At 72.8% G+C, this 25803-nt stretch carries 22 protein-coding genes and 3 pseudogenes; 10 read left to right on the top strand and 15 right to left on the bottom strand.

Features of this window, described 5'->3' with window-relative positions; translation table 11 throughout:
* Positions 1-113: 113 nt before the first annotated feature.
* The 4 genes from BS75_RS41225 to BS75_RS41210 all read right to left on the bottom strand — a co-directional run bounded on the left by BS75_RS41225 (position 114) and on the right by BS75_RS41210 (position 3492).
* Positions 114-1226 (bottom strand): ABC transporter ATP-binding protein, encoded by a 1113-nt coding sequence (locus BS75_RS41225; protein ID WP_231608055.1) that lies wholly within the window; start codon positions 1224-1226, stop codon positions 114-116.
* A complete protein-coding gene (locus tag BS75_RS41220; RefSeq protein WP_034091863.1) occupies positions 1223-2092 on the bottom strand; it encodes an ABC transporter permease in 870 nt (289 codons plus the stop codon). Before BS75_RS41220 ends, BS75_RS41225 begins: the two co-directional genes overlap by 4 nt.
* Complete coding sequence (gene modA / locus BS75_RS41215; RefSeq protein ID WP_034091862.1) at positions 2089-2970, bottom strand: molybdate ABC transporter substrate-binding protein; 882 nt, start codon at positions 2968-2970, stop codon at positions 2089-2091. The genes BS75_RS41220 and modA overlap by 4 nt, the downstream gene beginning before the upstream one ends.
* 105 nt (positions 2971-3075) lie before the next feature.
* A complete protein-coding gene (locus BS75_RS41210; protein ID WP_081983115.1) occupies positions 3076-3492 on the bottom strand; it encodes a TOBE domain-containing protein in 417 nt (138 codons plus the stop codon).
* Between the two features lie 175 nt (positions 3493-3667).
* Here BS75_RS41210 and BS75_RS41205 point away from each other — a divergent pair, with 175 nt between their 5' ends.
* The 9 genes and pseudogenes from BS75_RS41205 (at position 3668) to BS75_RS41175 (ending at position 14301) form a co-directional block, all read left to right on the top strand.
* The gene (locus BS75_RS41205) at positions 3668-4939 is read left to right on the top strand and encodes an MFS transporter (RefSeq protein WP_231608054.1); all 1272 of its coding nucleotides are present in this window, start codon (positions 3668-3670) and stop codon (positions 4937-4939) included.
* 520 nt (positions 4940-5459) lie between these two features.
* Positions 5460-5855: a cell division protein SepF gene (locus BS75_RS41200; RefSeq protein ID WP_052070427.1), complete on the top strand. Its 396-nt coding sequence runs from the start codon at positions 5460-5462 to the stop codon at positions 5853-5855.
* Positions 5856-5968: 113 nt separating this feature from the next.
* Complete coding sequence (locus BS75_RS49740; protein ID WP_197092014.1) at positions 5969-6676, top strand: hypothetical protein; 708 nt, start codon at positions 5969-5971, stop codon at positions 6674-6676.
* 269 nt (positions 6677-6945) lie between these two features.
* Positions 6946-7662 (top strand): annotated as a pseudogene (locus BS75_RS51180) (SNF2 helicase-associated domain-containing protein); the annotation flags it as partial.
* 293 nt (positions 7663-7955) lie between these two features.
* Positions 7956-9374, top strand: a complete 1419-nt coding sequence (locus BS75_RS49735) for a DEAD/DEAH box helicase (RefSeq protein ID WP_331281465.1) — start codon at positions 7956-7958, stop codon at positions 9372-9374.
* A 12-nt stretch (positions 9375-9386) separates the two neighbouring features.
* On the top strand, positions 9387-10166 hold the full coding sequence (locus BS75_RS41190; RefSeq protein WP_052070421.1) for an SWIM zinc finger family protein: 780 nt from the start codon (positions 9387-9389) through the stop codon (positions 10164-10166).
* A gap of 153 nt (positions 10167-10319) precedes the next feature.
* Positions 10320-10871: a TetR/AcrR family transcriptional regulator gene (locus BS75_RS41185; protein WP_034091861.1), complete on the top strand. Its 552-nt coding sequence runs from the start codon at positions 10320-10322 to the stop codon at positions 10869-10871.
* Entirely contained in the window at positions 10868-12535 is a 1668-nt protein-coding gene (locus BS75_RS41180) for an MFS transporter (RefSeq protein ID WP_081983112.1), read from the top strand. Before BS75_RS41185 ends, BS75_RS41180 begins: the two co-directional genes overlap by 4 nt.
* 440 nt (positions 12536-12975) lie before the next feature.
* A complete protein-coding gene (locus tag BS75_RS41175; protein ID WP_042437947.1) occupies positions 12976-14301 on the top strand; it encodes an FAD-dependent oxidoreductase in 1326 nt (441 codons plus the stop codon).
* Positions 14302-14335: 34 nt separating this feature from the next.
* Here BS75_RS41175 and BS75_RS41170 read toward each other — a convergent pair whose 3' ends face one another.
* The 11 genes and pseudogenes from BS75_RS41170 to BS75_RS41110 form a co-directional block, all read right to left on the bottom strand.
* Positions 14336-15106 carry a PIG-L deacetylase family protein gene (locus BS75_RS41170; protein ID WP_052070420.1) on the bottom strand — a complete coding sequence of 257 codons (771 nt, stop codon included), beginning with the start codon at positions 15104-15106 and terminating at the stop codon, positions 14336-14338.
* 155 nt (positions 15107-15261) lie between these two features.
* The gene (gene dacB / locus BS75_RS45395; RefSeq protein ID WP_052070418.1) at positions 15262-16614 is read right to left on the bottom strand and encodes a D-alanyl-D-alanine carboxypeptidase/D-alanyl-D-alanine endopeptidase; all 1353 of its coding nucleotides are present in this window, start codon (positions 16612-16614) and stop codon (positions 15262-15264) included.
* Positions 16615-17176: 562 nt separating this feature from the next.
* A complete protein-coding gene (locus BS75_RS41155) occupies positions 17177-18457 on the bottom strand; it encodes an IS701 family transposase (protein ID WP_081983481.1) in 1281 nt (426 codons plus the stop codon).
* A 78-nt stretch (positions 18458-18535) separates the two neighbouring features.
* Complete coding sequence (locus BS75_RS41150; RefSeq protein ID WP_034091859.1) at positions 18536-18952, bottom strand: DUF5958 family protein; 417 nt, start codon at positions 18950-18952, stop codon at positions 18536-18538.
* A gap of 77 nt (positions 18953-19029) precedes the next feature.
* Entirely contained in the window at positions 19030-19410 is a 381-nt protein-coding gene (locus tag BS75_RS41145) for a hypothetical protein (protein WP_034091858.1), read from the bottom strand.
* Between the two features lie 94 nt (positions 19411-19504).
* Positions 19505-20473: a Gfo/Idh/MocA family protein gene (locus BS75_RS41140; RefSeq protein WP_042437950.1), complete on the bottom strand. Its 969-nt coding sequence runs from the start codon at positions 20471-20473 to the stop codon at positions 19505-19507.
* 260 nt (positions 20474-20733) lie between these two features.
* A complete protein-coding gene (locus tag BS75_RS41135; RefSeq protein ID WP_034094829.1) occupies positions 20734-21354 on the bottom strand; it encodes a flavin reductase family protein in 621 nt (206 codons plus the stop codon).
* A 613-nt stretch (positions 21355-21967) separates the two neighbouring features.
* Positions 21968-22294 (bottom strand): annotated as a pseudogene (locus BS75_RS47470) (gamma-glutamyltransferase); the annotation flags it as partial.
* 43 nt (positions 22295-22337) lie between these two features.
* Positions 22338-22883: a hypothetical protein gene (locus BS75_RS41120; RefSeq protein WP_152645845.1), complete on the bottom strand. Its 546-nt coding sequence runs from the start codon at positions 22881-22883 to the stop codon at positions 22338-22340.
* A 147-nt stretch (positions 22884-23030) separates the two neighbouring features.
* Positions 23031-24503 (bottom strand): MFS transporter, encoded by a 1473-nt coding sequence (locus BS75_RS45390; RefSeq protein ID WP_052070416.1) that lies wholly within the window; start codon positions 24501-24503, stop codon positions 23031-23033.
* Positions 24500-25711 (bottom strand): M20 metallopeptidase family protein, encoded by a 1212-nt coding sequence (locus BS75_RS41110; RefSeq protein ID WP_369405864.1) that lies wholly within the window; start codon positions 25709-25711, stop codon positions 24500-24502. The genes BS75_RS45390 and BS75_RS41110 overlap by 4 nt, the downstream gene beginning before the upstream one ends.
* Here BS75_RS41110 and BS75_RS52395 point away from each other — a divergent pair.
* A pseudogene (locus tag BS75_RS52395) lies at positions 25692-25748 on the top strand (hypothetical protein); the annotation flags it as partial. The gene BS75_RS41110 and the pseudogene BS75_RS52395 sit on opposite strands and share 20 nt — an antisense overlap.
* Positions 25749-25803: the final 55 nt, after the last annotated feature.

Below are 25803 nucleotides of genomic sequence, written 5' to 3'. Positions count from 1 at the left end.
GGCGCCGCATCCCCGATCATCTGTCCGGGTGGCGCGCGACCGGCGGTCGCGCGCCGGTCGGCGGACGGCATGACGCCGTGAGGGCACGTCGGCGACCGGCGACAGCCACCGGGTCAGGCCGGGTACGAGCGCGTCTGGGTCGCCTTGACGGCGGCCCAGACCTCGCTGCCCTCGCCCAGGGCGAGGTCGGCGACGGCGGCCGGGGTGAGGTCCGCGGTTATCGCCAGCGGTCCGCTCAGGGCGATCCGCACCTGGTCGCCGTGGAGTTCCATGCCCTGCACGGTGACCTGCCAGAGGTTCCGGGCACTGGTCTCCGGGCGGCTGCGGTGCAGGGTGACCGCCGAGGGCGCGAAGGCCGCGAAGACCGGCCCCTGGTGGCTGTCGGCGGTCGCCAGCACCGGGCCGGCGCCGGTCGCCCCGCCCGCGCCGGTGGCGTCCACCCGGACGTCGTGGCCCTCGGCGGTGCCCCGGTAGAGGTTGAGCCCGACCAGCCGGGCGATGTAGTCGCTGCGCGGGTGCCGGGCGATGTCGGACGGGGTCCCGTGCTGCACCACCCGCCCGGCCTCGATCACGGTGAGCCGGTCGGCGAGCACCATCGCGTCCAGCGGGTCGTGGGTGACCAGCACCGCGACCGCGTCGAAGGCCGCCAGGTGGCGGCGCAGCTGGGCGCGGACGTCGAGCCTGGTGCGGGCGTCGAGGGCGGCCATCGGCTCGTCCAGCAGCAGCAGCCGGGGCCGCGGCGCGAGCGCCCGGGCCAGTGCCACCCGTTGCGCCTGCCCGCCGGACAGCGCCCGGGGCCGGGCCGAGGCGTGGTCGGCCAGGCCGACCCGCTCCAGCCAGTCCGCGGCCTCGGCCCTGGCCTCGGCCCGGCGCCGACCGCGGGTGCGCAGCCCGAAGGCGACGTTGTCGAGCGCCGACAGGTGCGGGAAGAGCAGGTAGTCCTGGAAGACCACGCCGACCGGCCGGTCCTCGGTGGGGACCCGGCGTCCGGCGGCAGGCTCCTCCAGGACCTCGCCGTCCAGGCTGAGCCGCCCGTCGGTGAGCGGGGTCAGCCCGGCCAGGGCGCGCAGCGCGGTGGTCTTGCCCGCGCCGTTGGGACCGAGCAGCCCCAGCACCTCGCCCGGACGGGCGGTGAGCGCGACGTCGAGGCTGAAGTCACCCCGGTCGACCACGAGATGGGCCTCGACGCCCTCGGAGCCGGTCCGCGGGGCCGTGGGCGCGCTCACGCCGCACCTCCCGTCCAGCGTCCGCGCAGTCCGGCCAGGACCAGCACGGAGACGATCAGCAGCACCACGCTCAGCGCGATGGCTGCGTCCGGGTCGCTCTCCAGTGCCAGGTAGACGGCCAGCGGCATGGTCTGGGTGGTGCCGGGGAAGTCCCCGGCGAAGGTGATGGTGGCGCCGAACTCGCCGAGCGCGCGGGCCCAGGCCAGCACCGCGCCGGCCCCGATGCCGGGGGCGACCAGCGGCAGGGTGACCCGGCGGAAGGCGGTGAAGCGGGACGCGCCGAGGGTCGCGGCGGCCTCCTCGTAGCGGGAGTCCGAGCCGCGCAGCGCGCCCTCGACGCTGAGCACCAGGAAGGGCATGGCCACGAATGCCTCGGCGACCACCACCCCCGCCGTGGTGAACGGCAGGGTGATCCCGAAGGCGCTGTTCAACCACTCGCCGACCAGCCCGTTCCGGCCGAACACCAGCAGCAGCGCGACCCCGCCGACCACCGGCGGCATCACCAGCGGCAGGGTCACCAGGGTGCGCGCGAACCGGCGTCCGGGGAACTCGGTGCGGGCCAGCAGCCAGGCCAGCGGGACGCCGAGCACCAGCGAGACGGCGGTGGCGGCGGTCGCCGTCTCCAGCGAGAGCCGCAGCGCGGGCCAGACCGTGCCGCCGTCCAACTCGCTGGACATGCTGCTCCAGGGCGCCTTGACCAGCAGCCCGATCAGCGGCAGCACCAGGAAGGCCAGCCCGAGCAGGGCCGGAACCAGTAGCACGACGGGCACGCCGCCGCCCTTGCGGGCGGTGCGGCGGACCCGCGCCGGGCCGGGGGCGGTCCGCACGGACCCGCCCCCGGCCGGCGCGGTGGTGTTCGAGGTCACGGGCTCTCGAATCCGGCGGCGGTCAGCACCTGCTGACCCTGGGCGGAGAGGATGTAGTTGACGAACGCCTGGGCCCCCGCGGCGTTGGGGGCGTCCTTCAGCACGGCGATCGGGTAGTCGGTGATGGCCTGGACCGCGGTCGGGAAGTCCACGCCGGTGATCTTGCCGCCCGCACCGAGGACGTTGGTCCGGTAGACCAGCGAGGCATCCACCTCGCCCAGCTGGACCACGTTCTGGGCGCTGGTGACGTCCTGCTCGTAGGTGACCGGCTTGAGCTTGACCCCGGCGTCCTTGAGCGCGGTCACCGCGGCCGCGCCGCAGGGCTCGGTCACGGCGCACAGCGCGACCTTGATCCCGGGCTTGGTCAGGTCGGCCAGGCTGGTGATGTGCTTCGGGTTCCCGGGCGCGGTGGCGATCTCCAGGATGTTCTTGGTGAAGGTCACCGGGGCGCCGGAGTTGTCACCGGCCTTGGTGACGGTCGCCATGGTCGCGTCGCTGGCGGCGGCGAAGACGTCGGCCGGGGCGCCGGAGGTGATGCTGGCCGCGAGCGTGCCGCTGCCGCTGAAGTTGAAAGTGACCTTGGCTCCGGGGTTGGCGGCCTCGAACTGGTTGCCCAGCTTGGTGAAGACCTGCTGCAGCGAGGACGCCGCGAAGACGGTGATCTTCCCGGTGACCGCCGGACTCGCGGCGGTCGAGGAGGAAGAACCGGCGGAGGCCGTGGCCGAGGCCGAGGCGCCGGCTGAGGCGCTGCTGCTCGAACTACAGGCGGCCAGGGCGAGCAGTGCCGCAGCGGCGGTCAACACGGCACCGGATCGTCGGATCCTGGTCCGGCCGGGGCGACGGGCTGCGGCGGTGTCGGCGGTCTGGTCAGCGGTCATGGCGGTACCCCCAAGGGCGTCGGTAGTCAGCTGGTGCTTATGTCAGGGTTTGCTAATAAAAGAGACCGGACGCCGGGCGTCCGGATCGCTGCCGGGCTGTCGGTGTCAGGCACGTTCGACCACCACATTGGTCGACTTGACGACCGCGACGGCCGGCGTCCCGGGCTGGAGGCCCAGTTCCTCGGCCGACTCCCGGCTGATCAGTGAGACCACGCGATGCGGTCCGGCCTGGATCTCCACCTGCGCCATCACGTCCCCGAGGAGCACCTCGGTGACGATGCCGCGGAAGCGGTTCCGCGCCGACGAGGGGTAGCCCTCCTCGGCAGCGGTGTCCGGTCGGGCCAGCTCGCGGGCGAAGGCCGCCAGCTTGGCACCGGGGACGATCCGGTGGCCGTGCTCGTCCCGCTCGGCGTCGAGCCGCCCTCCGTCGACCCAGCGCCGCATGGTGTCCGCGCTGACCCCGAGCAGAGTGGCAGCTTCACCGATCCGGTAGCTGTTCACCTGAGTGTCATCCTGTCGCATGTGCTGTCTCCTGGTCACTCGTAGCATTGCACAGGCAAGGGCCATCGCTCTATGCCCCTTGCATGTGCGAGGTGACAGTCGGTCACCTCGGAGGATCTCAAAAATCCTCAGGCCGCAGCAGTCCGATCGGATAGGTTTGATCCCTTGATCCATCCTGGCCCAGGGGGCTCCGATCGTGCATCAACCCGAGATACGTCGAGCGCGTCGCTCCATCGCCGCCGTCTTCGCCGTGCACGGGGCGCAGTCCGGCTCCTTCGCCACCCGCATCCCCTGGATCAAGGCGCATCTGCACCTCTCCACCGGCGAGCTCGGCATCGCCCTGATGGCGCCCGCGATCGGGTCCTCGCTGGCGATGCCGCTCGCCGGGCGGCTGGTCCACGCACGAGGACACCGCTCGGCGGTGCGGCTGCTGCTGTTGCTGTGCTGCGCCTCGCTGGTGCTGCCGGTGCTCGCACCCGACCTGCCGGTGCTGGTGCTGAGCCTGCTGCTGTCCGGGGCGGCGGCCGGGACGGCCGACGTGGCGATGAACGCCCAGGGCGTGGAGGTCGAGCAGCGCCACGGCCGTTCGATCATGTCCGGGCTGCACGGGATGTGGAGCGTCGGCTGCCTGGCCGCCTCGGGCGTCGGCGTCGCCGCCATCGCGCTGCACATGGATGCCAGGCTCGACCTGGCGGTGGTGGCGGCGGTCCTGATCGCCCTGGGCGCGGTCGCCTGCCGGGGCCTGCTGGACGTCCACCCGGAGCCGGAGAGCGAGGCTCCCCCGCGCTTCGCCCTGCCGCCCCGCTCCGCCCTGGCGATCGGGATGGTCGGCTTCTGCGCGGTCTTCGCGGAGGGGGCCAGCGGCGACTGGAGCGGTGTCTACCTGCACGGCGTGGCCGGCTCCTCGGCGACCGTCGCCGCCTGCAGCTACACGGTCTTCGCCTGCATGATGGCGCTCAGCCGGCTGTTCGGGGACGCGGCGGTACGGCGGCTGGGGGCGGTGGCGGCGGTCCGGCTGGGCGGCCTGGTCGCGCTGGCCGGCGGCGTACTGGTGGTCGTCGCCCGGAACCCGGCGCCGGCGATCGCGGGCTTCGCCCTGCTCGGCATCGGCATCGCCGTGGTCGTCCCGCTCTGCTTCGCGGCGGCCGGGCGCAGCGGCGACAACCCGAGCCGCTCGATCGCCGGAGTGGCGACCGTCACCTATACCTCGGGGCTGCTGGCGCCGGCCACGATCGGCTGGGTCGCCCAGGGGACCTCCCTCCCGGTCTCCTTCGGCGTGGTCACGGTGCTGACGCTGGGCCTGGTCCTGGGCGCCGGGGTGCTGGCGCCGCCGGCCCCGGTTTCGACCCCGACCTCGACCCTGGCCTCGACCCCGGCCTCGACCCTGGCAGCAGATTCGAATTCACATTCGAATATGGCTTCGGATTCGACTCCGGGCGCCACGGCGGGCCGGGCACACGCCTCCTGAACCGACGCCGGGTGAACTCTCCGGGGCACAGAAGTGTCACAACAGCCGGGCCGGTCTCCGGGCCTGGCCGTTCGTGCATCCGGAGGGCGGCGGCATAGTTAGCCCTTCTTAACGCCTTGGGCAAAAGGGCTGGTATGAAAATCGTCCACACGCAATGATGGTGCGTCAGAGTGCGCAAGAGAAACGCCAGATGATGGACGATCATGGGGTCATGCCCGGAGTTCCCTGAGCAAAACCCGGCTCGCTTCCAGCTCAGCATAATCAGCGACACTATATTCGTACAACTGTGCGAACGCTCTCGGGCATCTCGCTTCTCTGTCCGAACAGCACGTCAGAACGGTTGACACGAACGGCGCGGCGGCACGACCGGACGAGTGTCTTGTCGGTGATCAATGCGATACTCAGACAGCACGGTGGGACAGTCCGGAAACATCCGGCGCAGAAACATCGGGCAACAGCAGAACCGCACGCCGACCCGCGTGCGTATTACGGGGCAGCAGCAAAGATGGGGAGGCACGGCATGGGAGCAGCACTGCGTGACGACTACCGCGGGTGGCTGGCGCCCTCCGGGAACTATCCGGTGGCGGTCCCGGACTACGAGGAGCCCTGGGACTCCCCCGAGTTCACCCCGGTTCCACAGGCGCCGCAGATCACGACCGTGCGACCGACCGGATTCGAGTCGGCACGGGTCATCGGCGAACACGTCCGGGTCGGTACCCCGGTCATCATGGACCTGAGCGAGATGTCGAACGAGGACGCCAAGCGCCTGGTCGACTTCGCCTCCGGCCTGGTCTTCGGCACCCGGGGCAACTTCGAGCGGATCGCCAAGCGGGTGTTCCTGCTGGCCCCGCCCGAGGTCGAGGTGCTGGTGATCGACAAGTCCTCGGACGGCTCCGGCTTCTACAACCAGAGCTGAGCTCCCGGAGCGCGGCCCCGCTCGCCTTCGGGGCGGGCGATGACGGTGGTGCTACGTAGGGTGGTGGGTGTGCAGCGCTTCCGCGCTGCACACCCTTCGGCCTGCGGGAGCGGGTGACAGCATTGATCGTCCTGCACGGACTCTGGCGGACCGACCGACAGCTCGCCCTCTGGGCGGAGGACGGTTCCCCCTTCGGCTGCGACGCGCCGACCCTGCGGGCCCTGCTCGGCTCGGTCGGCCCGGGGCTGGAGTGGCTCGCGGAACGCGCGGCGGCGGGGCACGCATCGCTGCTGCTCCCCACCGTGGACGGCGTCCGGATTCCCTCGCCGGAGCTGGCGCTGCCCGACCCGCCCCCGTTCCCACCGGCCCCACCCGAAGCGGAGCGGGCCGCGACCGCCCGGACCGGCGGTGGCCGGCGCGCCGGGGCGGCGGCACTGGCACCCTGGCGGCTCCCGGCACTGATCTTCGCGCCGGCCGAGGCCGCGCAACTGCTCGGCGAGCTCTACGACCCGCACCGCTCCGTGCTCCAGCCCGAGCGCCCCGGGGTGGGCCAGATCGAGGCCCCCTACGGCGCGTCGCTGCGCTGGCTGGCGGAGGTCCACGACCTGGCCTGGCGGCTCGCCGGTCGCGGCCGGGTACTGCCCGCGCTGGCGTTCGAGTCGGGCGCGGCCTGCGCCCGTTGGCGCCCCGCCCCGACGCCGCCGCCCGGCGCGAGTCGGCCGCGCTGGCCGCCGACTGCCCGCCGGTCTGCCGGGCGGAGGCCGACCCCGAGGGCGGCCCCGTCGGCCCCGGCTCCGTCGAGCTGGTCGAGGACCTACTGAGCGCGCTGGTCGACTACGAGGTGCGGGCGGTACTGGCCGACGGTCCGTCGCTGCTGCGCTCCGGCCGCACCCGGCCCCCCGCCACCGGCGCGGAGCGCTGGCTGCACGCCCTGTCGACCGCCGACCCGCGCCTGCCGGAGCCGGCGCTCCCCGATCAGGAGTCCGCCCGCACCGAGCTCGACGTCCTGCAGAGCCGGCTCACCGCCTGGCACCGCTCCCCCGGCGCGGCCCCCGGACCGCTGCGGCTGGGCTTCCGACTGGTCGAACCGATGGGCGACGACCTCGACGACCACCCGGACCACCGCCGGGACGACCGCCCGGACGACCGCCTCGGCGACAACGACGCCCTCCCCGGCGAGCCCGGTCGGCCCGGCGAGCCCGCACCGGAGGACCCGTGGCGGCTGGAGTTCAGCCTCCAGGCGGTGGACGAGCCCTCGGTGCTGGTCGAGGCGGCCGACCTGTGGGCCGGCGGCCCGGCGGCGGACGCGCTGCTGCGGCTGGTGGACCGTCCGCGCGAGGCGTTCCTCGCCGAGTTGGAGCGGGCCGCCCGCTGCCGCCCCGAGCTGGAACCCGCACTGCTCGAACACCGCCCGACCGGGCTGCCGCTGGACCGCGCCGGGGCGCTGGACTTCCTCCGCGAGGCCGCGCCCGCGCTCGCCGACGCCGGCTTCGGCGTGCTCCTGCCCGCCTGGTGGCGTCAGCCGGTGCGGGTGGGGCTGGCGCTGACGGCCCGTCCGGTCCAGGCGGGCGCGGTGGAGCAGCTGAGCCTGGTCGGCAAGGACGAGCTGGTGGAGTTCGCCTGGCAGGCCGCGCTCGGCGAGGTGCCGCTCAGTCCGGCCGAACTGGCCGAGCTGGCCGCGGCCAAGGGCACCCTGGTCCGGCTCCGGGGCCACTGGCTGGAGGCGGACCGGGCCGGGATCGCGGCCGCCGCGGCGTTCCTGGCCCGCGCCGAGGCGGCGGGCGTGACGACCGCCGGCGAGCTGCTGCGGATCGCCCTCGCCGGGCAGGAGCCGGGCACCGGCCTACCGGTCCTGGTGACCCGGAGCGAAGGGGAGCTGGGCGCGCTCGGCGAGCTGCTGCGCGGCCTCCGGGGCGGGGCCCCGAACGACGCAGCCCCGACGGCGGAACTCCCGACGGCGGGGGCACTGCGGGCCCCTCCGGCGCGGCGCTGCGGCCCGCCCCGGTCGCCGTCCCGCCCTGGTTCGGCACGGCGCTCCGCCCGTACCAGCAGCGCGGGCTGGCCTGGTTGGCCTTCCTCAGCAGTCTGGGGCTGGGCGGGGTGCTCGCCGACGACATGGGCCTCGGCAAGACCGTGCAGACCCTGGCGCTGCTCGCGGTCGAGCACGACGCGCCCCGGCCGCCCGGTGCGCGGTCGGCCCCGACCCTGGTGGTCTGCCCGATGTCGCTGGTCGGCAACTGGCAGCGCGAGTGCGCCCGGTTCGCGCCGGAGCTGCGCGTCTACGTCCACCACGGCGCGGGCCGCCCGGACGGCCCGGCGCTGCGCCGTGAGGTGGCCGGGGCCGATGTGGTGATCACCACCTACGGGCTGGCACTGCGCGACTTCGACGCGCTGCGCTCGGTCGACTGGCACCGGGTGGTCGCCGACGAGGCCCACCATCTGAAGAACAGCGCCACCCAGCAGTCCCGCGCCGTGCGCGGACTGCCGGCCCGGCACCGGCTGGCCCTGACCGGCACCCCGGTCGAGAACCGCCTCGGCGAGCTGCACGCGGTGCTGGACTTCGCCAACCCCGGCCTGTTCGGTTCCGCCGAGCGCTTCAAGGAGCGCTACTCGGTCCCGATCGAACGCAATGCCAGCGTCCGCGCCACCAGCGAACTGCGGCGGCTCACCTCCCCCTTCGTGCTGCGGCGCACCAAGAACGACCCCGCCATCGCGCTGGACCTGCCGCGCAAGCAGGAGATGACGGTGCTGTGCAATCTGACGGCCGAGCAGGCCGGCCTCTACCAGGCGGTGGTGGACGACCTGCTGCGGCGGATGGAGCGGATCCGCGACGGCAGCCACTCCACCATCGAGCGCAAGGGCACCGTGCTGGCCGCGCTGACCCGGCTGAAGCAGATCTGCAACCACCCGGCGCACTACTCCGGCGAACGCGGGCCCACGGGTCCGCCCCGGCTGGACGGCCGCTCGGGCAAGCTGGCCCGGTTGGAGGAGACCCTGGAGGAGGCCGTGGCCGAGGGCGACCGCACCCTCTGCTTCACCCAGTACACCGAGTTCGGCTCGCTGCTCCAGCCCTACCTGGCGGAGCGCCTGGACAGCGAGGTGCTGTTCCTCCACGGCGGGATGACCAAGCGGCAGCGGGACGCGACGGTGGACCGCTTCCAGGATCCCGACGGCCCCTCGGTCTTCCTGCTGTCGCTCAAGGCCGGCGGGCGCGGGCTGAACCTGACGGCGGCCAACCAGGTGGTGCACATCGACCGCTGGTGGAACCCGGCGGTCGAGGAGCAGGCCACCGACCGCGCCTACCGGCTCGGCCAGCAGCGCGACGTCCAGGTACGCCGGTTCGTCTGCGTGGGGACGGTCGAGGAGCGGGTGGACGCCATGATCGAGGCCAAACGGGCGCTGGCGGACGCGGTGGTCGGCGTCGGCGTCGGCTCCGCCGAGGGCTGGCTCGGCGAGCTGCCGCTGGACGCCCTGCGCGAGGTACTGGCCCTGTCGGTGGACGCGGTGAGCGAGGCATGAGGTGAGCGAGGCATGAGCGGTGCGCCGGGCAGTGCGGCCGACGGCGGCGGTCCGTGGTCGGAGCGGTTCCTGGAACGGGTCGAGTCCTTCGGCACCGGCCTGACCGCCTCCGCCGTGCGCGAGGCCGCCCGAACACTGGCGGTGGACGGACCCGAGGTGGGCGCGGGCTCGGTCCGCGTCCGGGTAGCGGACCCGTCCGGCGACGGGGACGGCTACGAGGTGTGGTTCGAGCTCCCGGTGTTCGACGGCCTCCGCTGGACCCGGGCCGAGCAGGCTCTCAACGCGGACGCCGAGGCCCGCGAGCAACTGCTCGACGGCGAGTTCCCCGACCGGACGGAGGCCGTCTTCGCCCGGGCGGGCCTCTCGCTGCTCCCCGCCCGCGCCCGCGACCTGGTCGCCGAGTGCCCCTGCCCGCAGTGGTCCTCCTGCGTCCACCTGGCGGCGGCCCTGGGCACGCTCGCGGCGGCCTTCGACGCGGATCCGTTCCTGCTGCTGCGCTGGCGCGGACGCACCCGCGAGCGACTGCTGCGCCATCTGCGGGAACTGCGCGCGGCGGAGCCCCCGGCCGACGCCGGGCCGGGCGGGGGCACGCTCCGGGTGGTCGACCGGCCACTGACCGAGTGCCTGGAGGACTTCTGGCGCGAGGGCGACCGGCACCGGCTGCCGGCCGCCGAGCCGGACCGGACCGGACCGACCGCCCTGGCGCAGCTCGGTCCCTCCGGCATCCTGGTCCGGGGACGCCCGCTGGAGTCCCTGCTGGAGCCCGCGTACCGGTCGCTGACCGAGGAGTAGCGCAGGGGGCGCGGGTTCAGCGTCGGCAGCGGCTGCCCCCTCCCACCTCCCCTGTCCCCGTCCCCCGGGCCCGCTCGACCGTTCCGCACAAGACCTTGCGTCTCGACAGTATCTCTTGAGACACAACTGTCTCATGTGAGCTATCCTTGGCGCATGGCCACGGATCGCAACGCTGTACTCATCGCCGCCGTCGGCGTGCTCTCCCGGCAGCCCACCGCTGCCATGGACGAGATCGCGCGGGCGGCCGGGATCAGCCGAGCGACCCTGCACCGGATGTTCCCCGGCCGCGATGCGCTCGTCCACGAGGTGGGCGCGCACGCGCTGCGCCGGCTGAACGAAGCGCTGGACTCGGCGCGTCCCGAGGAGGGCGATCCGGTGGCCGCCGTCCGTCGCCTGGCGGAGGCGTTCATCCCGCACGCCAGCCTGGCCGCCTTCGTCGCCGGCGAGAACCGCCTCTACGACGACGAGTCCATCAACGACGCCTGGGACGTCCTGGACGCCCGCGTCGCCGCGCTGTTCCTGCGCGGCCAGCAGTGCGGGGCACTGCGCGTCGAACTGACCGCGGCCTGGCTCAGCGAGGCCTTCCTCGACCTGCTCGCCGGCGTCGGCTGGGCGGTCCAGGAAGGACGCCTCGCCCCCCGTGACAGCACCCATGCGCTGACCGAGCTCTTCCTCGGCGGCGCCCTCAGGAGAGATCCGGCATGACCACCAGCCCGACGGTCCCGCAGACCACGTCCGCGTACCGAAGTCCCCAGGGACGGCCGCACACCCCGTCCCCGTCCCAGGCCCCGTCCCAGGCCGCAGCCCCGAGCGCCGCCGTCCGGCCCGCGCCGCCCGCCGCCGCGACCCCGTCGCGGCCGGGCCCGCCCGCCGCGCGCCGCCGCTGGATCGCGCTCGCCGTGCTCATCCTGGCCGTGCTGCTGGTCACCCTCGACGCCACCGTCCTGGTCCTGGCGATCCCCTTCATCAGCGAGAGCCTGAACCCCTCCGCCACCCAGCTGCTCTGGATCGGCGACAGCTACTCCTTCGTGCTGGCCGGACTCCTGGTCAGCATGGGCTCGCTCAGCGACCGGATCGGACGCAAGCGGCTGCTGCTGATCGGCTCGCTGGCCTTCGGCGCGGCCTCCCTCCTCGCCGCCTACGCGCCCGGGGCGGGCTGGCTGATCGCCGCCCGCGCGCTGCTCGGCGTCGCCGGGGCGACCATCATGCCCTCCACCCTGTCGCTGATCCGCAACCTGTTCCCGGACGACGGCGAGCGGGCCAGGGCCATCGGCATCTGGGGCGCGGCGGCCACCGCCGGCGCCGCCGGCGGTCCGCTGCTCGGCGGCCTCCTGCTGGAGCACTTCTGGTGGGGCTCGGTCTTCCTGATCAACCTTCCGCTGATCGCCCTGCTGATGGTGCTCGGCTGGCGGCTGCTGCCGGAGTCCCGCGACCCGAACCCGGGGGCCTGGGACCTGCCCAGCGTCGGGCTGTCCCTGGTCGGGATCATCGCCGTGGTCTACGCGGTCAAGGAGGCCGCGGTGAACGGGCCGTTCGAGGCCGGCGTCATCGTCACGGCGGTGCTCGGCACCGGCTGCCTGATCGGTTTCGTCCGGCGGCAGCTGCGGCTGCCGGTGCCGCTGCTGGACGTGCGGCTGTTCGCGGACCCGCGCTTCACCGCTGCCGCCTCCGGTGCGCTGATCGCGCTGATCGGGCTGGCCGGCGTGGTCTTCTTCCTCTCCCAGTACTTCCAGCTGGTGCGCGGCTACTCGCCGCTGCAGGCCGGGCTCGCGGACATGCCGGCCTTCGCCGGCTCGGTGGTCGGCGGGCTCACCGCCGCCTACCTGGCCCGCCGCTGCGGCCACCGCGCGGCCTTCGCCGGCGGCCTGCTGGCGATGGGCCTGGGCCTGGGCGCGCTGGGCTGGGTCCACAGCGGGACCTCGTACCTGCTGATCGCCGTCGCCTTCCTGGTCACCGGCGTCGCCGAGGGCGTCGTCTACGCGATGTCGACGACGATGGTGCTGGACGCCGCCCCCAAGGAGAAGTCGGGCGCAGCGGGCGCCGTCTCGGAGACCGCCTACGAACTGGGCACCGCGCTGGGCATCGCGCTGGTCGGCTCGGTACTGACGGCCGTCTACCGCTCCGGGCTGGTGCTGCCCGCGACCGTGCACGGACCGGCGGCGACGGAGTCGGCCAACTCGCTCGGCGGAGCCGTCCACACCGCGTCCACCCTGCCGTCCGGATCGGCTGACGCCCTGCTGAGCAGCGCCCGTGGCGCCTTCGTCCAGGGGATGAACCTGGCGGCGGTGCTCTCCGGCGCGCTGCTGGTCGGTGCGGCGGTGCTGGTGTGGGTGCTGCTGCGGCACCGCCGTCCGGCCGACCGGACCTGACCGGTCCGCCGACCGGCCCGCCGACCGGCCCGCCTGACCGGCCCGCCGACCGGCCCGCCTGACCGGCCCGCCTGACCGGCCCGCCAGACCGACCCGGGCCGGACCAGCCCGACCGGGGCTCGGGCGCACCGCGGTGCACCGCCCGGGTGGTGCACCGGAAGGGCCTCAGGGTCGGCCGGGACGCAGGGGTCTGCCGGGGCGTCGGAGCAGGCCGGACATGGACTGCGACCGGCTCGGTCGGACCGTTCAGTTTCGTTGAAGTCCTCCTGTTCCCAGGATCGATGGATCACACTGGACTGGATGTCGCCACCTCCGGACAACGGTTGGCACGATCGATCCGGAACCGGTGGCGTCCTTGCCGCCGTGCACCCTGGGGAGAGGTGCACATCGACGCACTGGGGGGTTCTGTGGCCCAGCCACTGTCCAAGCAGGACGACGCCATGGAACGGAACCGCCGCGCGGCGCAGCCCGCCGCCGACCCGGTGGCGGACGCCGCGCCGGTCGCGGTGATCGGCGCCGGGCCCTACGGGCTCTCCGTCGCGGCCCACCTCCGCGCCCTCGGCATACCCGTACGCGTCTTCGGCGTGGTGATGGGCAGCTGGAGGCACGACATGGCCTCGGGCATGTTCCTCAAGTCCACGCCGGACGCGGTGGACCTCTCGGCACCCGTACCCGGCGCGGAGCTCGCGGACTTCGTCCGCGCCGTGGGCGAGTCGGAGCTGACCGAGCTCACGCCGATACCGTGCACCCTGTTCGTCCGCTACGGCCTCTGGTTCCAGGAGCGGCACGTCGGCGAGGTCGAGGAGACCCGGGTCGCGGCGGTCCGGCAGAACAAGGTGGCGGCGGACGGGGGCGCGCCCGGCTTCACCGTCCTGCTGGAGGACGGCGAGGAGTTCGCGGCGTCCGCCGTGGTCGTGGCCTCCGGACTGACCGGACTCGCGCAGATCCCGCAGCACCTCGCCCACCTCGCCCCGGAGGGGCCCGCCGCCGACGCGCTGCTCTCGCACACCAGCCACCACGCCGACCTCTCGGTCTTCGCCGGGAAGCGGGTCGCGGTGATCGGGGCGGGCCAGTCCGCCCTGGAGAGCGCCGCGCTGATGCAGGAGTCCGGCGCGACGGTCGACGTCCTGGTGCGCGCCGACAAGGTGATCTTCGGGGGCCGCCCGGTGCTGACCCGCAGCCGGGTCGAGCGGCTGGTGAAACCCTCCTCGCCACTGGGCACCGGCTGGGCGCTCGCGGTGATCTGCCGCTACCCGCAGCTGGTACGCAAGCTCCCGAGTCCGACCCGCCGCTACATCCTGCGCCGGGTGCTCGGCCCCTCGGGCGGCTGGTGGCTGCGGGAGCGCGTGGACGGGCTGGTCACCATCCACACCAACCGCGAGGTCATCCACGCCGAGGCGGGCACGGACGGGATCCGGCTGCGGCTGCGCGGCGCGGGCCCCGGGCCCAAGGTGCTGACGGTCGATCATGTCCTGGCGGCCACCGGCTACCGGATCGACATCGAGGCGACCCGCTTCCTCGCCCCGGAGCTGCGCGCCTCCCTGGTCCGGGTGCCGGGCGCGCGCGGCCCCCGGCTGTCGGCGAACTTCGAGTCGAGCGTGCCCGGCCTCTACTTCACCGGCAACCTGTCGGCGCCGGCCTTCGGCCCGATGATGCGCTTCGTGGTCGGCACGCGCTACGCGGCCACCCGGATCGCACCGGCCGTCGCCCGCACCGTCGCCGCCTCCGTCCCCTCCCCCTCCTCTGCCTCCTCCGCCGCTTCCTGAACCGAGGCCGGGCGGCGGCTCGCCGGTCCCGGCCTCAGTCCCGGTCGGCGAGCAGCCCGCCCCGGTACGGCTCCCGGCCGCTCTGCGCGCCCGGTCCCGGCCGGTAGAGGAACCACTCCCGCCCGAGGCACAGCTCGCGCAGCTGCGGCTCCTCGAACGCCGCGATCCGTGCCCCCCGGGCGAACTCGGTCGCATGGGACCGGACGGCCGCCCATTTGACGTCCAGCCAGGGCCGGACGTCGACGTCGGCGGCGATCCGCGCGTCCGGGGTGGACGGCATGGGCTGGTCGAGGCCGAGTCCGATGAGCTGCCGCACCAGCGACTCGGGGACCGTGGCCAGCCACAGCGAGTCCACCGCCCAGGCCGGTCCGGCCTGCGGCAGCGTGCTGGCACAGGCCGCGGCCTCCACCGCCGCCAGCACCGCGCGGTGCACCCGGACATGGTCGGGGTGTCCGTATATCCCGTAGGCGTCGTAGGTGACGACGGCGGCCGGTCGGAACGAGCGGATCCGCGCGACCAGCTCGCCGACGAACTCGTCGAAGGGCGCCTCGCAGAGCGAACCCGGGCCGCGCCCGAGGTGCCCGGAGTCGTGGTAGCGGAGCATCCCCGACTCGGCGACGCCCAGCAACTCCAGCGCCTGGGCCAGCTCCTTGGCCCGCGTGCCCGGCCCGGCGAAGGGCTCCTCGTCCGCCCGCTCGCCATCGGTGCAGGTGAGCACGGCCGTCGGCCGTCCCTGGGCGACGTGCTGGGCGAGTACGCCGCCCGTCCAGAGGGACTCGTCGTCCGGATGTGCGTGAATGGCCATCAGGCCCCGAGCCCGGCCCATGGGTTCCTCCCCTGCGATGAAACTGGTGCGCATGCTGCGCAGCTCGCAAGCTTATCGGCCCGGACCGACAACCCGGCCAGTCAGCATCCCCCGTCCGGCTGCTCCGCTGCCCTTCGCTCCGGCGCCGCCACCGCTCACCAGCAGCCCTCCACGGTCGCTGCGAGGCCGTCCAGTCCGTGGCGGGCCGTGTGGACGGGCGTGCTGCCGTTCTCCAGGAAAGCGAAGGCCAGCCAGCGTCCATTGCGGTCGCGGGTCACCCCCGCCAGCGCCGTGGCGTCGTGCAGGGTCCCGGTCTTCGCCCGGACCAGGCCGGCGGCGCAGCTGCTGGGACGGGTGCTGAACCGGTGCAGGTCGGAGCTGAGCGTGCCGTCGCGCCCGGCCACCGGCATCCCGGCGTAGACCGGCCACAGCAGCGATCGGTACGCGGGGGCGACGGTGAGGGCGGCGAGCGCCGAGAGCGCACGGGCGGTGAGCCGGTCCCGACGGGAGAGTCCGCTGCCGTCGTAGAGCGCCACGCCGTCGAGCGGCACGTGGTACCCGGCGAGCACCCGGGTGACGGCGGCGGTGCCGTCGTACCAGGTCGCGGGTCGGCCGGTGGCCAGCGCGGTGAGCCGCAGCAGTTCCTCGGCGATCTCGTTGTCGCTGACCTTCAGCATGTACTCGACGGTGCTCCAGAGCGGCCGGGAGGTGTGCACCGCCAGCAGCTCCGCCTCGCGCGGCACGGCGGCCCGGCCGATCGCCGGGGCGGCAGTCGCAGCGGCGGCCGTGGTGGCAGTCCTGGTGGCGGTCGCATACGACGCGGCGGACCGCAGCGCCCCGGAGCGCCCGGCCGCCGCATCGCCTTCCTCGACCGGCGGCGCGCCCGGGTCGGTCGGATCGCTCGGACCCGTCGGCCCGCTCGGCCCGGTCGAGGTCGGCGGGGCAGGGGTCGGCGGAGCCGGGGTGCCCGACGGCGGACCGCCCGCCACGCTCCGGACCCCGTCCCCGGCCAGCTGCCGCTGGAAGAGTCGGGCCGCCGTCTGCGCCGTGTCCTCGGTCCGGTCGCCGACCAGGGACAGTGCCCGTACCGGGGCGACGACATAGGGGTAGTAGCCGGGCGGCCAGCCCGGCGGCCTGCTGGGCGCGGGGAAGAGGGTGTCGTCGAGCGACAGGTGGACCTGGGTGACCCCGCGCGCCTTCAGCGCCTTCGCGGTGTCCGCCGCCAGCGCGCCGAGTCCGTCGGGGTCCAGCTCCGGATCGCCGCCGGCCACCAGGTAGAGGGTGCCGTCCTCGGCGCGGTAGCGGGTGCTGGTCGACTCGGTCCGCTCCGGTCCGAGGACGGTCAGCGCGGCCACCGCCGTGGCCAGCTTGGCGGTCGAGGCGGGCATCCGTCCCGTCCCCGGCCCCGAGGACCACAGGACGCGCCCGGACGCCGCGTCGATCACCTGGCCGACCCCGCCCGGCCCCAGCCCGGCCCGGGGGAAGCGTTCGGCGAGTACAGCGGCCAAGGCACGTTCCCCCGCCGACACCTGTCCCGCCGTGCCGCGCTGCGCGGCAGCCGCCGCCCCACCGGCTCCCGCTCCCAGTGTCAGCGCCAGTGCGACGGACAGCGGCAGTGCGCACCGGGCTGCCGCCCACCGCCGTGACAGGTCCCGCCTCATGTCGGACCTCCAGCCGGAGTCATGATCGGACGATCGGCTGTGCACGACCGTCCGATCATGATGACAAGCCGTCAGGCACCGTCCCGCGCAACGCGCCGGGACCGCCCCCGCCCGTCCACCACCCCGCCGCCACCGCGCTCACGCTGTCCTCGATCTCCAGCACGATCCGCTCACAGACCTCGTGGGTCCGCAGGGCTGCACGTGGTCCACGTGGTCGATCTCGCCGGGAGCGAGACAGCGGAGGATGTCCACGATGTGTGTGGCATCAACACCCCAACCCTGGAAACTCACAGGTCAAGTACGGACCGACAGCCACAGCACCACTGAGGACCCCGTATCTCCCAGGAAGGGGAGACGGGGTCCTCAGTCGACAAGTCGGAGCCCTAGTACTCCAGTTCGACTTCGTGATTTAGGTGGGCGAACGGGTGGTGAGGCGTCGTCGATAGTGGCAGCGCCTGGCCTGTGCTTGGTGGCGTCTGCGCCAGATTGACCAGGCCAGCAGCGTGGTCACCGATAGGGATGGCCGCTTGAACAGGGCCCCGATCAGGTGCCGGATCTCCGGGATGCTGAGGTCGATCGGGTCGCTGCTGCGGGCGGGACGGGACGGGTCTGCGCTTCTGGCGGGTTTCGTGCTGGTGGCGACGGCGGCCAGGAAGGCCAGCGCGAGCATGGCGAGTGTGATGTGGCGGTGCCAGGCGGTCCAGTGGCGGACCTGGTAGTGGTCCAGGCCGACCTGGCCCTTCGCGGCTTGGAAGCACTCTTCGATGCACCACCTGATCCCGGCGACGCGCACCAGTGCCGACAGGGCTACTTGTCCCGGTGACCAGCAGAGATAGAAGGCGAGTTCACCGGTTGCGGGGTTGCGGCGGACCAGAAGGCAGCGGTTGGCGTCGGGGCCGATCTGCACCCAGGCCCAGTCGTAGTAGCGCGGGCCCTTCGCCCCGGCGCCGGCGCTCTGTCGGTGCCAGGCGTCAGGGGGCAGGGCGGTTGCCGCGGCGTCGGCCCGGATGACGGTGCGGTCCTGGTTGATCCGCACACGGGTGGTGCAGGCGACCGCCAGGACGTAGCCGACCCCCCGTGCCTCCAACGCGGAGCGAAGCTGCGGGTCCTGGCCGTAGACCTCGTCGCCGGTCACCCAGGAGGACTGGCATCCCGCGTCCAGGGCCGCTTCGATCATCTGCAGGGCCAGGCGGGGCTTGGTCGCGAACTCGATGTCCTCGGGAACGCCGGAGCCCGACCGTCGCTCGGAGTCCTTGCACCAGGTGTGCTCGGGCAGGTAGAGCCGACGGTCGATCAGCGACCGTCCCCGCTCGGATGCGTAGGCGAGAAACACTCCGACCTGGGCATTCTCGATTCTTCCCGCAGTGCCGGTGTACTGCCGCTGGACGCCCGCCGAGCGGTCGCCCTTCTTCAGGAACCCCGTCTCGTCCACGATCAGCACCCCACCACCGCCAAGGTGCTCCAGGACGTAAGAGCGGACTTCGTCGCGCACCTCGTCGGCGTCCCAGCGTGCGCTCCGCAGCAGCCGCTGCATCGCGCCGGGACGGGCGTGCCCGGCTTGCTCGGCCAACTGCCAGCAGTTCTTTCGTTCGACGCCGGACAGCAGCCCGAGCACGAACGCCCTTGCCGTCGCCCGGGGTTCAACGCGTCGGAACCGGCCCGCGATGCGGGCCATGGCCTGGTCGAACATCGCCCGCCAGCGGGCGGGGTCTACGCTGTGGCCCGCGGCCACCGCACTGTCTTCAGGAGTCCACACAACCTCTGATGATCACGCGGTGGCCGCTTCCGTATCGGTCCCGGCCGCCGGCTGGTGCCAGGCGTGGGTGCACCCGTCGGCGCAGAACCGCTCCCGGCGGCGCTTGTCGGCTACTCCCAGCAGGGCTACCAGCAGCCGAAACGCCTTCACCCGCTCGTCCTGGGGCAGATTGATGATCTTTTCCAGCTGTCCGTGCAGTTGCCCGCGCGCGATCAGGACCGCTGGAGTATGCGTCGGCCGGATGCCGGCCATGCGCACGCTCTCCGGGCTGTCCTCCACTGTCGCGCGGGCCTGGATGCAGAACCCGCTCAGGTCCCGCAGCACCTCGAACTGCTCGTCATGGGCAAGGTCCTCGAACCACGCGACGCCCTGCCCAAGCGGACGCATTCCCTGCGCGAGCTCGTTCAGCCTGACCGTGCGCTCGTCCATCCACCCACCCCCGTGATTCAGCTCAGACCAGCACGTCTGCAGGCTATCGAAGCAGATCGCGAAGTATGACTGGAGTACTAGACGCCGAACGGCGCACAGACGGCGTAGGTCGTGACGGTAAGACTTCTCCCACTGGGGATCTTCTGCGCGGTAGCGGCACTTCCCACCCACGATTTCCCATCGATCGAAGGCTGTGACTGGATGACCGCGAAGACACCGGGCGGGAATCCCGTCTGGATGCTCACTCCCCCGCCAACGGCCTGCTCCGTGTCAGCACAGGTAGCAGTGGCCGGGTAATTCGCACCGGAGATTGCGCTCGGGGTGCTGACCGTTGACGTGACGATGTGCGTGGCGCCGAGTGATCGCAGCTGCGAGGGGGCCGCCTGGGCGGCGGTGGCGGTGACGGCGCCCGCCGCAATAGCCGTGACCGTGAGGGCCGTGACGATGGTCATACGCATGCCTGTACTCCGTGACGCTCGTAGCCAGGCGTCGTTGCCTGACGCGATCATTCGAACAGGAGTGTGTGGGCCCGGCCATCGGGTGAGGTCACGACTACGCCAAAGGGGTACCGGTCAACTCTGGCAAACGGCCAGGACACGACTCGATTCGGCGGACGATCTCCTCGCACAGCTCATGGGTGCGCAGGGCGTCCCAGGCGTCGAGGGTCTGTCCGGAGCGGACGGCGTTCAGGAAAGCGAGGACCACCTGCTCGATGCCGCGCTGGCGGGCGACGGGCACCCAATCCCCGCGGCGGCGGACGGTGGGCTGCCCTTTGTAGTCGATGACCTCGGCCATGTTGACCACCTGCCGCTTGGTGTTGTCGCCGGAGACCTCAAGCACCTCTTCGACGGCCCCGCTGACTCGGTTCATGATGCCCAGGGCGGTGAACCCCTCCCCTGCCAGCGTGAGCACCACATGCTCCAACAGGCCGTCCACGCGACGGGCGCGGACGTCGATGTGCTCGATCTCGCCGGGAACCAGGAACCTGAGCAGATCGACCACGTGCACATAGTCGTCGAAGACCATCGTCCGGGGTGCCTCGGCCAGGCTCTCCCTGTTCTTCTGCAACACGATCAGGTCGCGCGCGTGCTCCTTCGCCAGGACATAGCCAGGGGCGTGCCGCCGGTTGAAGCCGACCATCAGTGAACGCCCCTCGCGCTCGGCAAGCTCGACCAGCCGGCGCGCTCCCTCTAGGTCGTAGGCGAGCGGCTTGTCCACGTAGACGTCGATGCCCGCCGTCAGCAGGGTCTCGACGATCGGGACGTGCTGATCGGTGGCGGCGTGGACGAAGGCGGCCCGGATGCCACTGCCGATCAGCTCCCCGAGGTCGGTGAACCTGGCAGCCGCGTCGATCCGGTAGGTGTCGCCGAGGCGATCGAGCTTCGCCCGGTCGCGGGTCATCAGCCTCAGGTCGAGACCGGGCAGGCCGGTGAGGACCGGCAGGTACGCCTTCTGCGCGATGTCGCCGAGGCCGATCACTCCGACGGGGAGCAGGTCACCGGGCGAGAGGGGCGAACTCATTGGGTCTCCATACGTGCGGACGATCATCGACGCCCCCACCTTACGCGCCGGTTCTCTGCGCCCTACGGGCCGTCACAGACGTACCGGGTGGCGGCCATGAGGTTCTCCTCCGGGTGCGGCTTGCTGTCGGCCGGGGTGAGGTCCGGCGAGGGCATGGGAATCAGGCACACGTACCAAACAGATCATGGCCGGCGGTGGCCTTCCGGCCGGTGTCCCCCAGCCCGATGCCGGCGACGCGCAGGCCCCGCCGGCGCTCGCGCCTACTCGCCCTTCGTCCAGTCCTGGTAGCGGATCCGCGCAATGTCCCGGATCCCGGACGCGGGGGTGTTGCCCCACTCGTTCCTCCCCAGCCGGGAGAGCGGGCGCAGCAGCCGGACGTCCGGCAGCCCGTCGACCATGGTGTCCTCGTCGACGGCGGCGTGCACGACCTCGCCGAAGACGACCGTCGAGTTCCCCAGCCGCAGCGTGCTGTGCAGCCGGCACTCCAGCGCCACCGGCGACCCGGCCACCCGCGGCGGTTTCACCCGCAGCGACGCCTCCTGCTCGATCCCCACCGCGTCGAACTCCCCGACCCCGGGCGGGAAGTCGGTGCCCGTCGCGTTGATCTGCTCGAACTGCGGCTCGGAGCAGAAGTTGACGACGAACTCGCCGGTCGCCTCGACGTTGTTCAGCGTGTCCTTCCGCCCCACCGAGGTGAACTGCACGATCGGCGGCTCGGTACAGGCCACGGTGAAGAAGGAGTGCGGGGCAAGATTTGCTGGGAATGGGACTACTGGCGACAGGGTGGAGACCCAGGCGATCGGCCTGGGTACGACCACTGACGTCAGCAGCCTGTAGAAGGCGGACGAGTCCATGACCTGCGGGTCGAAGTCGATTCGCATGTTGATCAGTATCCCGTGCCGGACCGCGGACCGTACCACCAGGTCACGGCACGGAGAAACCGCGATATCCACGGAGGGTGACCGGCGTCCGAGACACTCCAAACGCTGGAGCTGGAACCGCATGTCCGCACTGTCACCGTCCGGCTGGGACGACTTCGTCGTGCCGCCGCAGGGCCGCCGAGGCCAGGTCACGCTCAACCTCCACGACCACCTCTCCGCCTACATCCCCAAGCGCCCTGCCGCCTACCTCCGCATCTCCTCCGACCGCTTCGGCCTGGAGGCCGGCGTCGACCGCCAGCAGCAGGACGCCGACGACACCCGCACCCGGCTGCGCTGGCCCGGGTTCACCAAGGTCTACAAGGAGAACGACACCTCCGCTTTCAAGAAGCGGAAGGTCATCAAGGACGAGGGAAGCGTCGACTGGGTCGTGGTCCGCCCCCAGTTCCGGCAACTCCTGGCGGACCTGGCCAGCGGCGTCATCGACGGTGTGATCGACTGGTCCTGCTGGTCGCCGCCGGGCGTGCCGAAGGCCAGGACCGGCACGCCGTCCCGCAGCGCCAGGGACGGGCTGAGCGTAGTGCGCGGGCGGCGGCCGGGGGTGAGCGAGTTGGGCAGGCCCGGCTCCAGCCAGGTCATCTGCACCGGGCACCAGGTCCAGGCGGAGCGAGGTGTAGTGCTCGATGGTGGCTCCGGCGGGGGCCGGGCCCTGCCCGCAGAGCACCGTCGGCCGGCCGTCCGCCGGGGCGAGGATGATCGGCACCTCACCCGCCGGGCCGTTCAGGTGCGGCTCGACCACGTGCAGCACGAAGCCCGCGGCGACTGCGGCGTCGAAGGCGTTGCCGCCGCCCTCCAGCACCGCCATCGCACACTGCGAGGCCAGCCAGTGGGTCGACGAGACCATGCCGAAGGTTCCCTGCAGGGTCGGCCGGGTGGTGAACATGGGTGCGGTCCTCCTGCAGAAGTCGGTCGACCGGCCGTAGGACTCACCAGTCGTCGAAGCCGTTCGACCGGTCGGCCGCCACCTGTGGCGGTGCGGGGGTGTATCCCCTGAGCTCGGACAGCGCGGCGGCGAAGTCGGGGGTCGACAGCATGCGCCGGTTCCGCTTGCGCAGCCCGGCGTCCCTGGATCCCTTGCGGACGACGGAGGTCTCGAACGGAGCGCCCGCCGTGGGCGTGATCCAGATGACGCGGCCTGGCCCGGCCTGCCGGGCGGCGGGCGCGGTCGGGTCGTCCGGATGCACACCGGCCACCTGGTCCCAGGTGAGACTCCTCGACGACAGAAGGTAGCGGACGAGCACCCCGCGGTCGTTGACGTAGATCCCGATGTGGGCCATCCGCCACACCGCCCCCGACCACAGCAGGACGGCGCCCACCGCGAACCCGCCGCCGCCGACCAGGCGGAAGGCGTTCGACTGCTGCCCCACCGTGTCGGCCAGCAGCACCAGGGACGCCAGCCAGACGCCGAACCCTCCCACCAGCCATCGACGGATCGCCCTGGCCCCGAGGCGGCGATCTTTCCAGACGCCCATCCAGGAACACCTTCCCTTTTCTACCGCTACCGCTGTCGCAAATGAACCCGGAATGCAGGGCGGGGCGGCCCAAGGCTACAACCGACCCTGGACCGCCCCGCCACGGGTACTACCAGCCGCTTCCGTCGAGGAGTCAGTGGGCACAGATCACCCGTTGCCGAACCTGGCCCCGTGCCGTACCCGGGGATACGAGCGGAGGAGCAGGGCGGCAGCCAGGCCGATCAGCGCGACCCCGGCACTCACCGCCCAGGCCGTCAGGTACGCCCGGTGGCCGCCGCCCTGCGCGGTCAGGACCGCCGCGTCGGTCGCCGATCCCACCGCGGCGCCGAGGCTGACCACGAGTTCGAACAGCCCCGAGCCGGCCGCTGTCTCCTCGGCCCGTACTCCGTCGACGACGATGATGCGGGCAGCACCGGAGATCAGTCCCATCCCGGCACCGGTGATGCCGAGGGTGATCGCGAGGTCCACCGCCTCCGCGTGCCGGAGCAGCAGTCCCGTCGTGCCCAGTAGGACCAGCGCCGCCCCCAGCACGATGACCTTCGGGTAGCCGACCGCCCGTCCGAACCTGCCGCTGCACGCGGCGAGGACGGTCATCCCGAAGAAGGCAGGCAGCAGCACCAGACCGACGGAGGAGGACCGCAGGCCCAGTCCCGCAGGGAGGGTGATGTAGCTCGAGTAGGAGATCTGGCCGCCGAGGACGACGTAGTGGACGGCGAAACCGACCACGAAGACCGGTAGCAGCCGCGGTCGCAGCAGGCGGCGTATGTCGATCAGCGGTGCCGGGCTGCGCAGTTGGACCACGGCCCAGACGGCCAGCAGTACCGCGCCCGCAGCGCCGCAGCCCAGGGTGCCGGGGGAGCCCCAGCCCCAGGCCGCGCCCTGGTGCAGCGCCAGTACGACCAGGACCAGGGCTGTGGCCAGCAGCACGGCACCGGCCCAGTCGACCCGCGTGGTCGTGGGCGAGCGGTGGGACGTGTCCCCACGTCCCACCCGCAGCAGCAGGCCGAGGCCGGCGACTGTTCCGACGGCCGGTGTCCACAGCGCCGGGCCGAGTCCGGCCGTACGGAGCAGCAGCGAGGAGCAGACGCTGCCGAGGAGCACCCCGAACATCAGCGCCGCCGCCAGGTAGGCGATGGCCCGACGGGTGTCCTGGATTCCGTGGCGGCGGCGGACCAGACCCGACATCAACGGCAGGAAGCCCGCGAGGCAGCCCTGCAGCACCCGACCGGCCACGAGCAGCGGGTAGCCGGGCGCGACCGCGATCAGCACAGCGGCGACCGCGACCGCCGCCGTCGTGGCGCGCAGGACCCGCAGGTGCCCGTGCCGGTCGCCCAGGGCGGTCAGCAGCGGGGTGGCGATCGCCGCTGTCAGCGCGGGTCCGGTGACCGTCCAGGCCAGCGGCGTGACCCCCACGTGGTACCGGTTGCCCAGGGCCTGGAAGAGCGGGGTGAAGTAGCTCTGCTGGAAGCCGCTGAACAGCACGATGAGGAGCAGCGCGGCGAGGGTGGGCCGCAGTGCCCGCCCACCGGCGGCGGAGTCGGAGGAACCGGCGGTGGAGTCGGAGGAACCGGAGGTGGCGGCGGTGTCGGAGGCGGCGGCATGGGGTGGGGTCGCGGTCATCCGATCGGGGCCTGCGCGTCGCGGGTGAGCCGCCGCAGTGCCAGTTCGGCCAGCAACGCGGCCCCGTCGGGCAGGACGGAGTCGTCGAAGACCGCCTGCGGGGAGTGGTTGTAGGCCGCGGTGGCAAGGTCGGTGTGCGGCGGGCAGGCGCCGAGCATCAGGTAGGCACCGGGGATCCGGTCGAGCACGAACGCCATGTCCTCCGCACCCGGGGTGGGGGCGGGAGCGTCCAGATAGCGCGGCCGGCCGAACAACTCGGTGACGGTGTGTGCGGCGAACGCCGTCTCGACGGGGTCGTTGACCAGAGCCGGGTAGCCGTTCCGGTACTCGACTTCCGCGGTGAGCCCGTGCGCGGTGGCGATGCCGCTCAGCAGCGCCTGCGTGCTCGTGCGCACCCGTTCGCGCGCCTCCGCGGAGTAGGTCCGCACGGTGGCCTCGAACCCGGCGTGGTCCGGGATCACATTCGCCTTGGTGCCGCCGTGGATCACGCCGACCGTCAGCACCACCGGGTCGTGGACGTCGAAACGGCGGGTCACCAGGGTCTGCAGCGCGGTCACCATCTCGCACAGCGGTGGGATCGGATCGGCGGCCTTGTGCGGGGCGGAGCCGTGTCCGCCCTTGCCGCGCACGGTCACCCGCAGGGTGTCGGAGGCCGCGGCGGCCGTTCCGGCCCGGGAGGCGAACAGGCCGAACGGCAGCCGGTTGGCGGCCACGTGCAGCGCGAAAGCGGCCACCGGGAGCTCGCCGGAGGCGTCCAGCAGTCCCTCGGCCAGCATCGGCGCCGCGCCGCCGCCGTCGGTGCCCTCCTCGTCGGGCTGGAACATGAACACCACCGCCCCGGCCAGATCCGGCCGGCGCGCGGAGAGCAGGCGGGCGGCGCCGACCAGCATGGCGGTGTGCAGGTCGTGCCCGCAGGCGTGCATCACGCCCGGGATGCGGGAGGCGTAGGGCAGGTCTGCGTCCTCGGTGACCGGCAGGGCGTCCATGTCCGCGCGGAGCAGCACGGTCGGACCGGGCCGCCCGCCCCGCAGGACGGCCGTCACCGAGGAGAGCGCCGTCCCGGTGCTGATCTCCAGCGGCAGTCCGGCCAGGGCGTCCAGCACACGCTGCTGGGTGCGGGGCAGGTGTCGCCCGAGTTCGGGCTCGGCGTGGAGCTCGCGGCGCAGGGCGGTCAACTCCCCGGCGAGCGTGCGGGCTTCCTCGCGCACGGACTTCTCGGGTACGGACTTCTCGCGCACGGACTTCTCGGGTACGGACTTCTCGCGCACGGACTTCTCGGGTACGGGCATCCAGTACTCCT

This window comes from Streptacidiphilus albus JL83, assembly GCF_000744705.1.
Lineage (GTDB): Bacteria > Actinomycetota > Actinomycetes > Streptomycetales > Streptomycetaceae > Streptacidiphilus > Streptacidiphilus albus.
Note: the sequence above shows the minus strand (reverse complement) of the source record. Positions and strands in the feature narration are given on the sequence as shown.

Bases quoted from the DNA above. Each gene is read 5' to 3' on its own strand.
- BS75_RS41210 (WP_081983115.1), bottom strand. From the start codon at position 3,492: ATGCGACAGGATGACACTCAGGTGAACAGCTACCGGATCGGTGAAGCT.
- BS75_RS41150 (WP_034091859.1), bottom strand. From the start codon at position 18,952: ATGGACGAGCGCACGGTCAGGCTGAACGAGCTCGCGCAGGGAATGCGT.
- BS75_RS41180 (WP_081983112.1), top strand. From the start codon at position 10,868: ATGACCACCAGCCCGACGGTCCCGCAGACCACGTCCGCGTACCGAAGT.
- BS75_RS41120 (WP_152645845.1), bottom strand. From the start codon at position 22,883: ATGGGCGTCTGGAAAGATCGCCGCCTCGGGGCCAGGGCGATCCGTCGA.
- BS75_RS41175 (WP_042437947.1), top strand. From the start codon at position 12,976: ATGGAACGGAACCGCCGCGCGGCGCAGCCCGCCGCCGACCCGGTGGCG.
- BS75_RS45390 (WP_052070416.1), bottom strand. From the start codon at position 24,503: ATGACCGCGACCCCACCCCATGCCGCCGCCTCCGACACCGCCGCCACC.
- BS75_RS41140 (WP_042437950.1), bottom strand. From the start codon at position 20,473: ATGAGTTCGCCCCTCTCGCCCGGTGACCTGCTCCCCGTCGGAGTGATC.
- BS75_RS41185 (WP_034091861.1), top strand. From the start codon at position 10,320: ATGGCCACGGATCGCAACGCTGTACTCATCGCCGCCGTCGGCGTGCTC.
- BS75_RS41135 (WP_034094829.1), bottom strand. From the start codon at position 21,354: ATGCGAATCGACTTCGACCCGCAGGTCATGGACTCGTCCGCCTTCTAC.
- BS75_RS41155 (WP_081983481.1), bottom strand. From the start codon at position 18,457: ATGTTCGACCAGGCCATGGCCCGCATCGCGGGCCGGTTCCGACGCGTT.
- BS75_RS41145 (WP_034091858.1), bottom strand. From the start codon at position 19,410: ATGCGTATGACCATCGTCACGGCCCTCACGGTCACGGCTATTGCGGCG.
- BS75_RS41170 (WP_052070420.1), bottom strand. From the start codon at position 15,106: ATGGCCATTCACGCACATCCGGACGACGAGTCCCTCTGGACGGGCGGC.
- modA (WP_034091862.1), bottom strand. From the start codon at position 2,970: ATGACCGCTGACCAGACCGCCGACACCGCCGCAGCCCGTCGCCCCGGC.
- BS75_RS41200 (WP_052070427.1), top strand. From the start codon at position 5,460: ATGGGAGCAGCACTGCGTGACGACTACCGCGGGTGGCTGGCGCCCTCC.
- BS75_RS41190 (WP_052070421.1), top strand. From the start codon at position 9,387: ATGAGCGGTGCGCCGGGCAGTGCGGCCGACGGCGGCGGTCCGTGGTCG.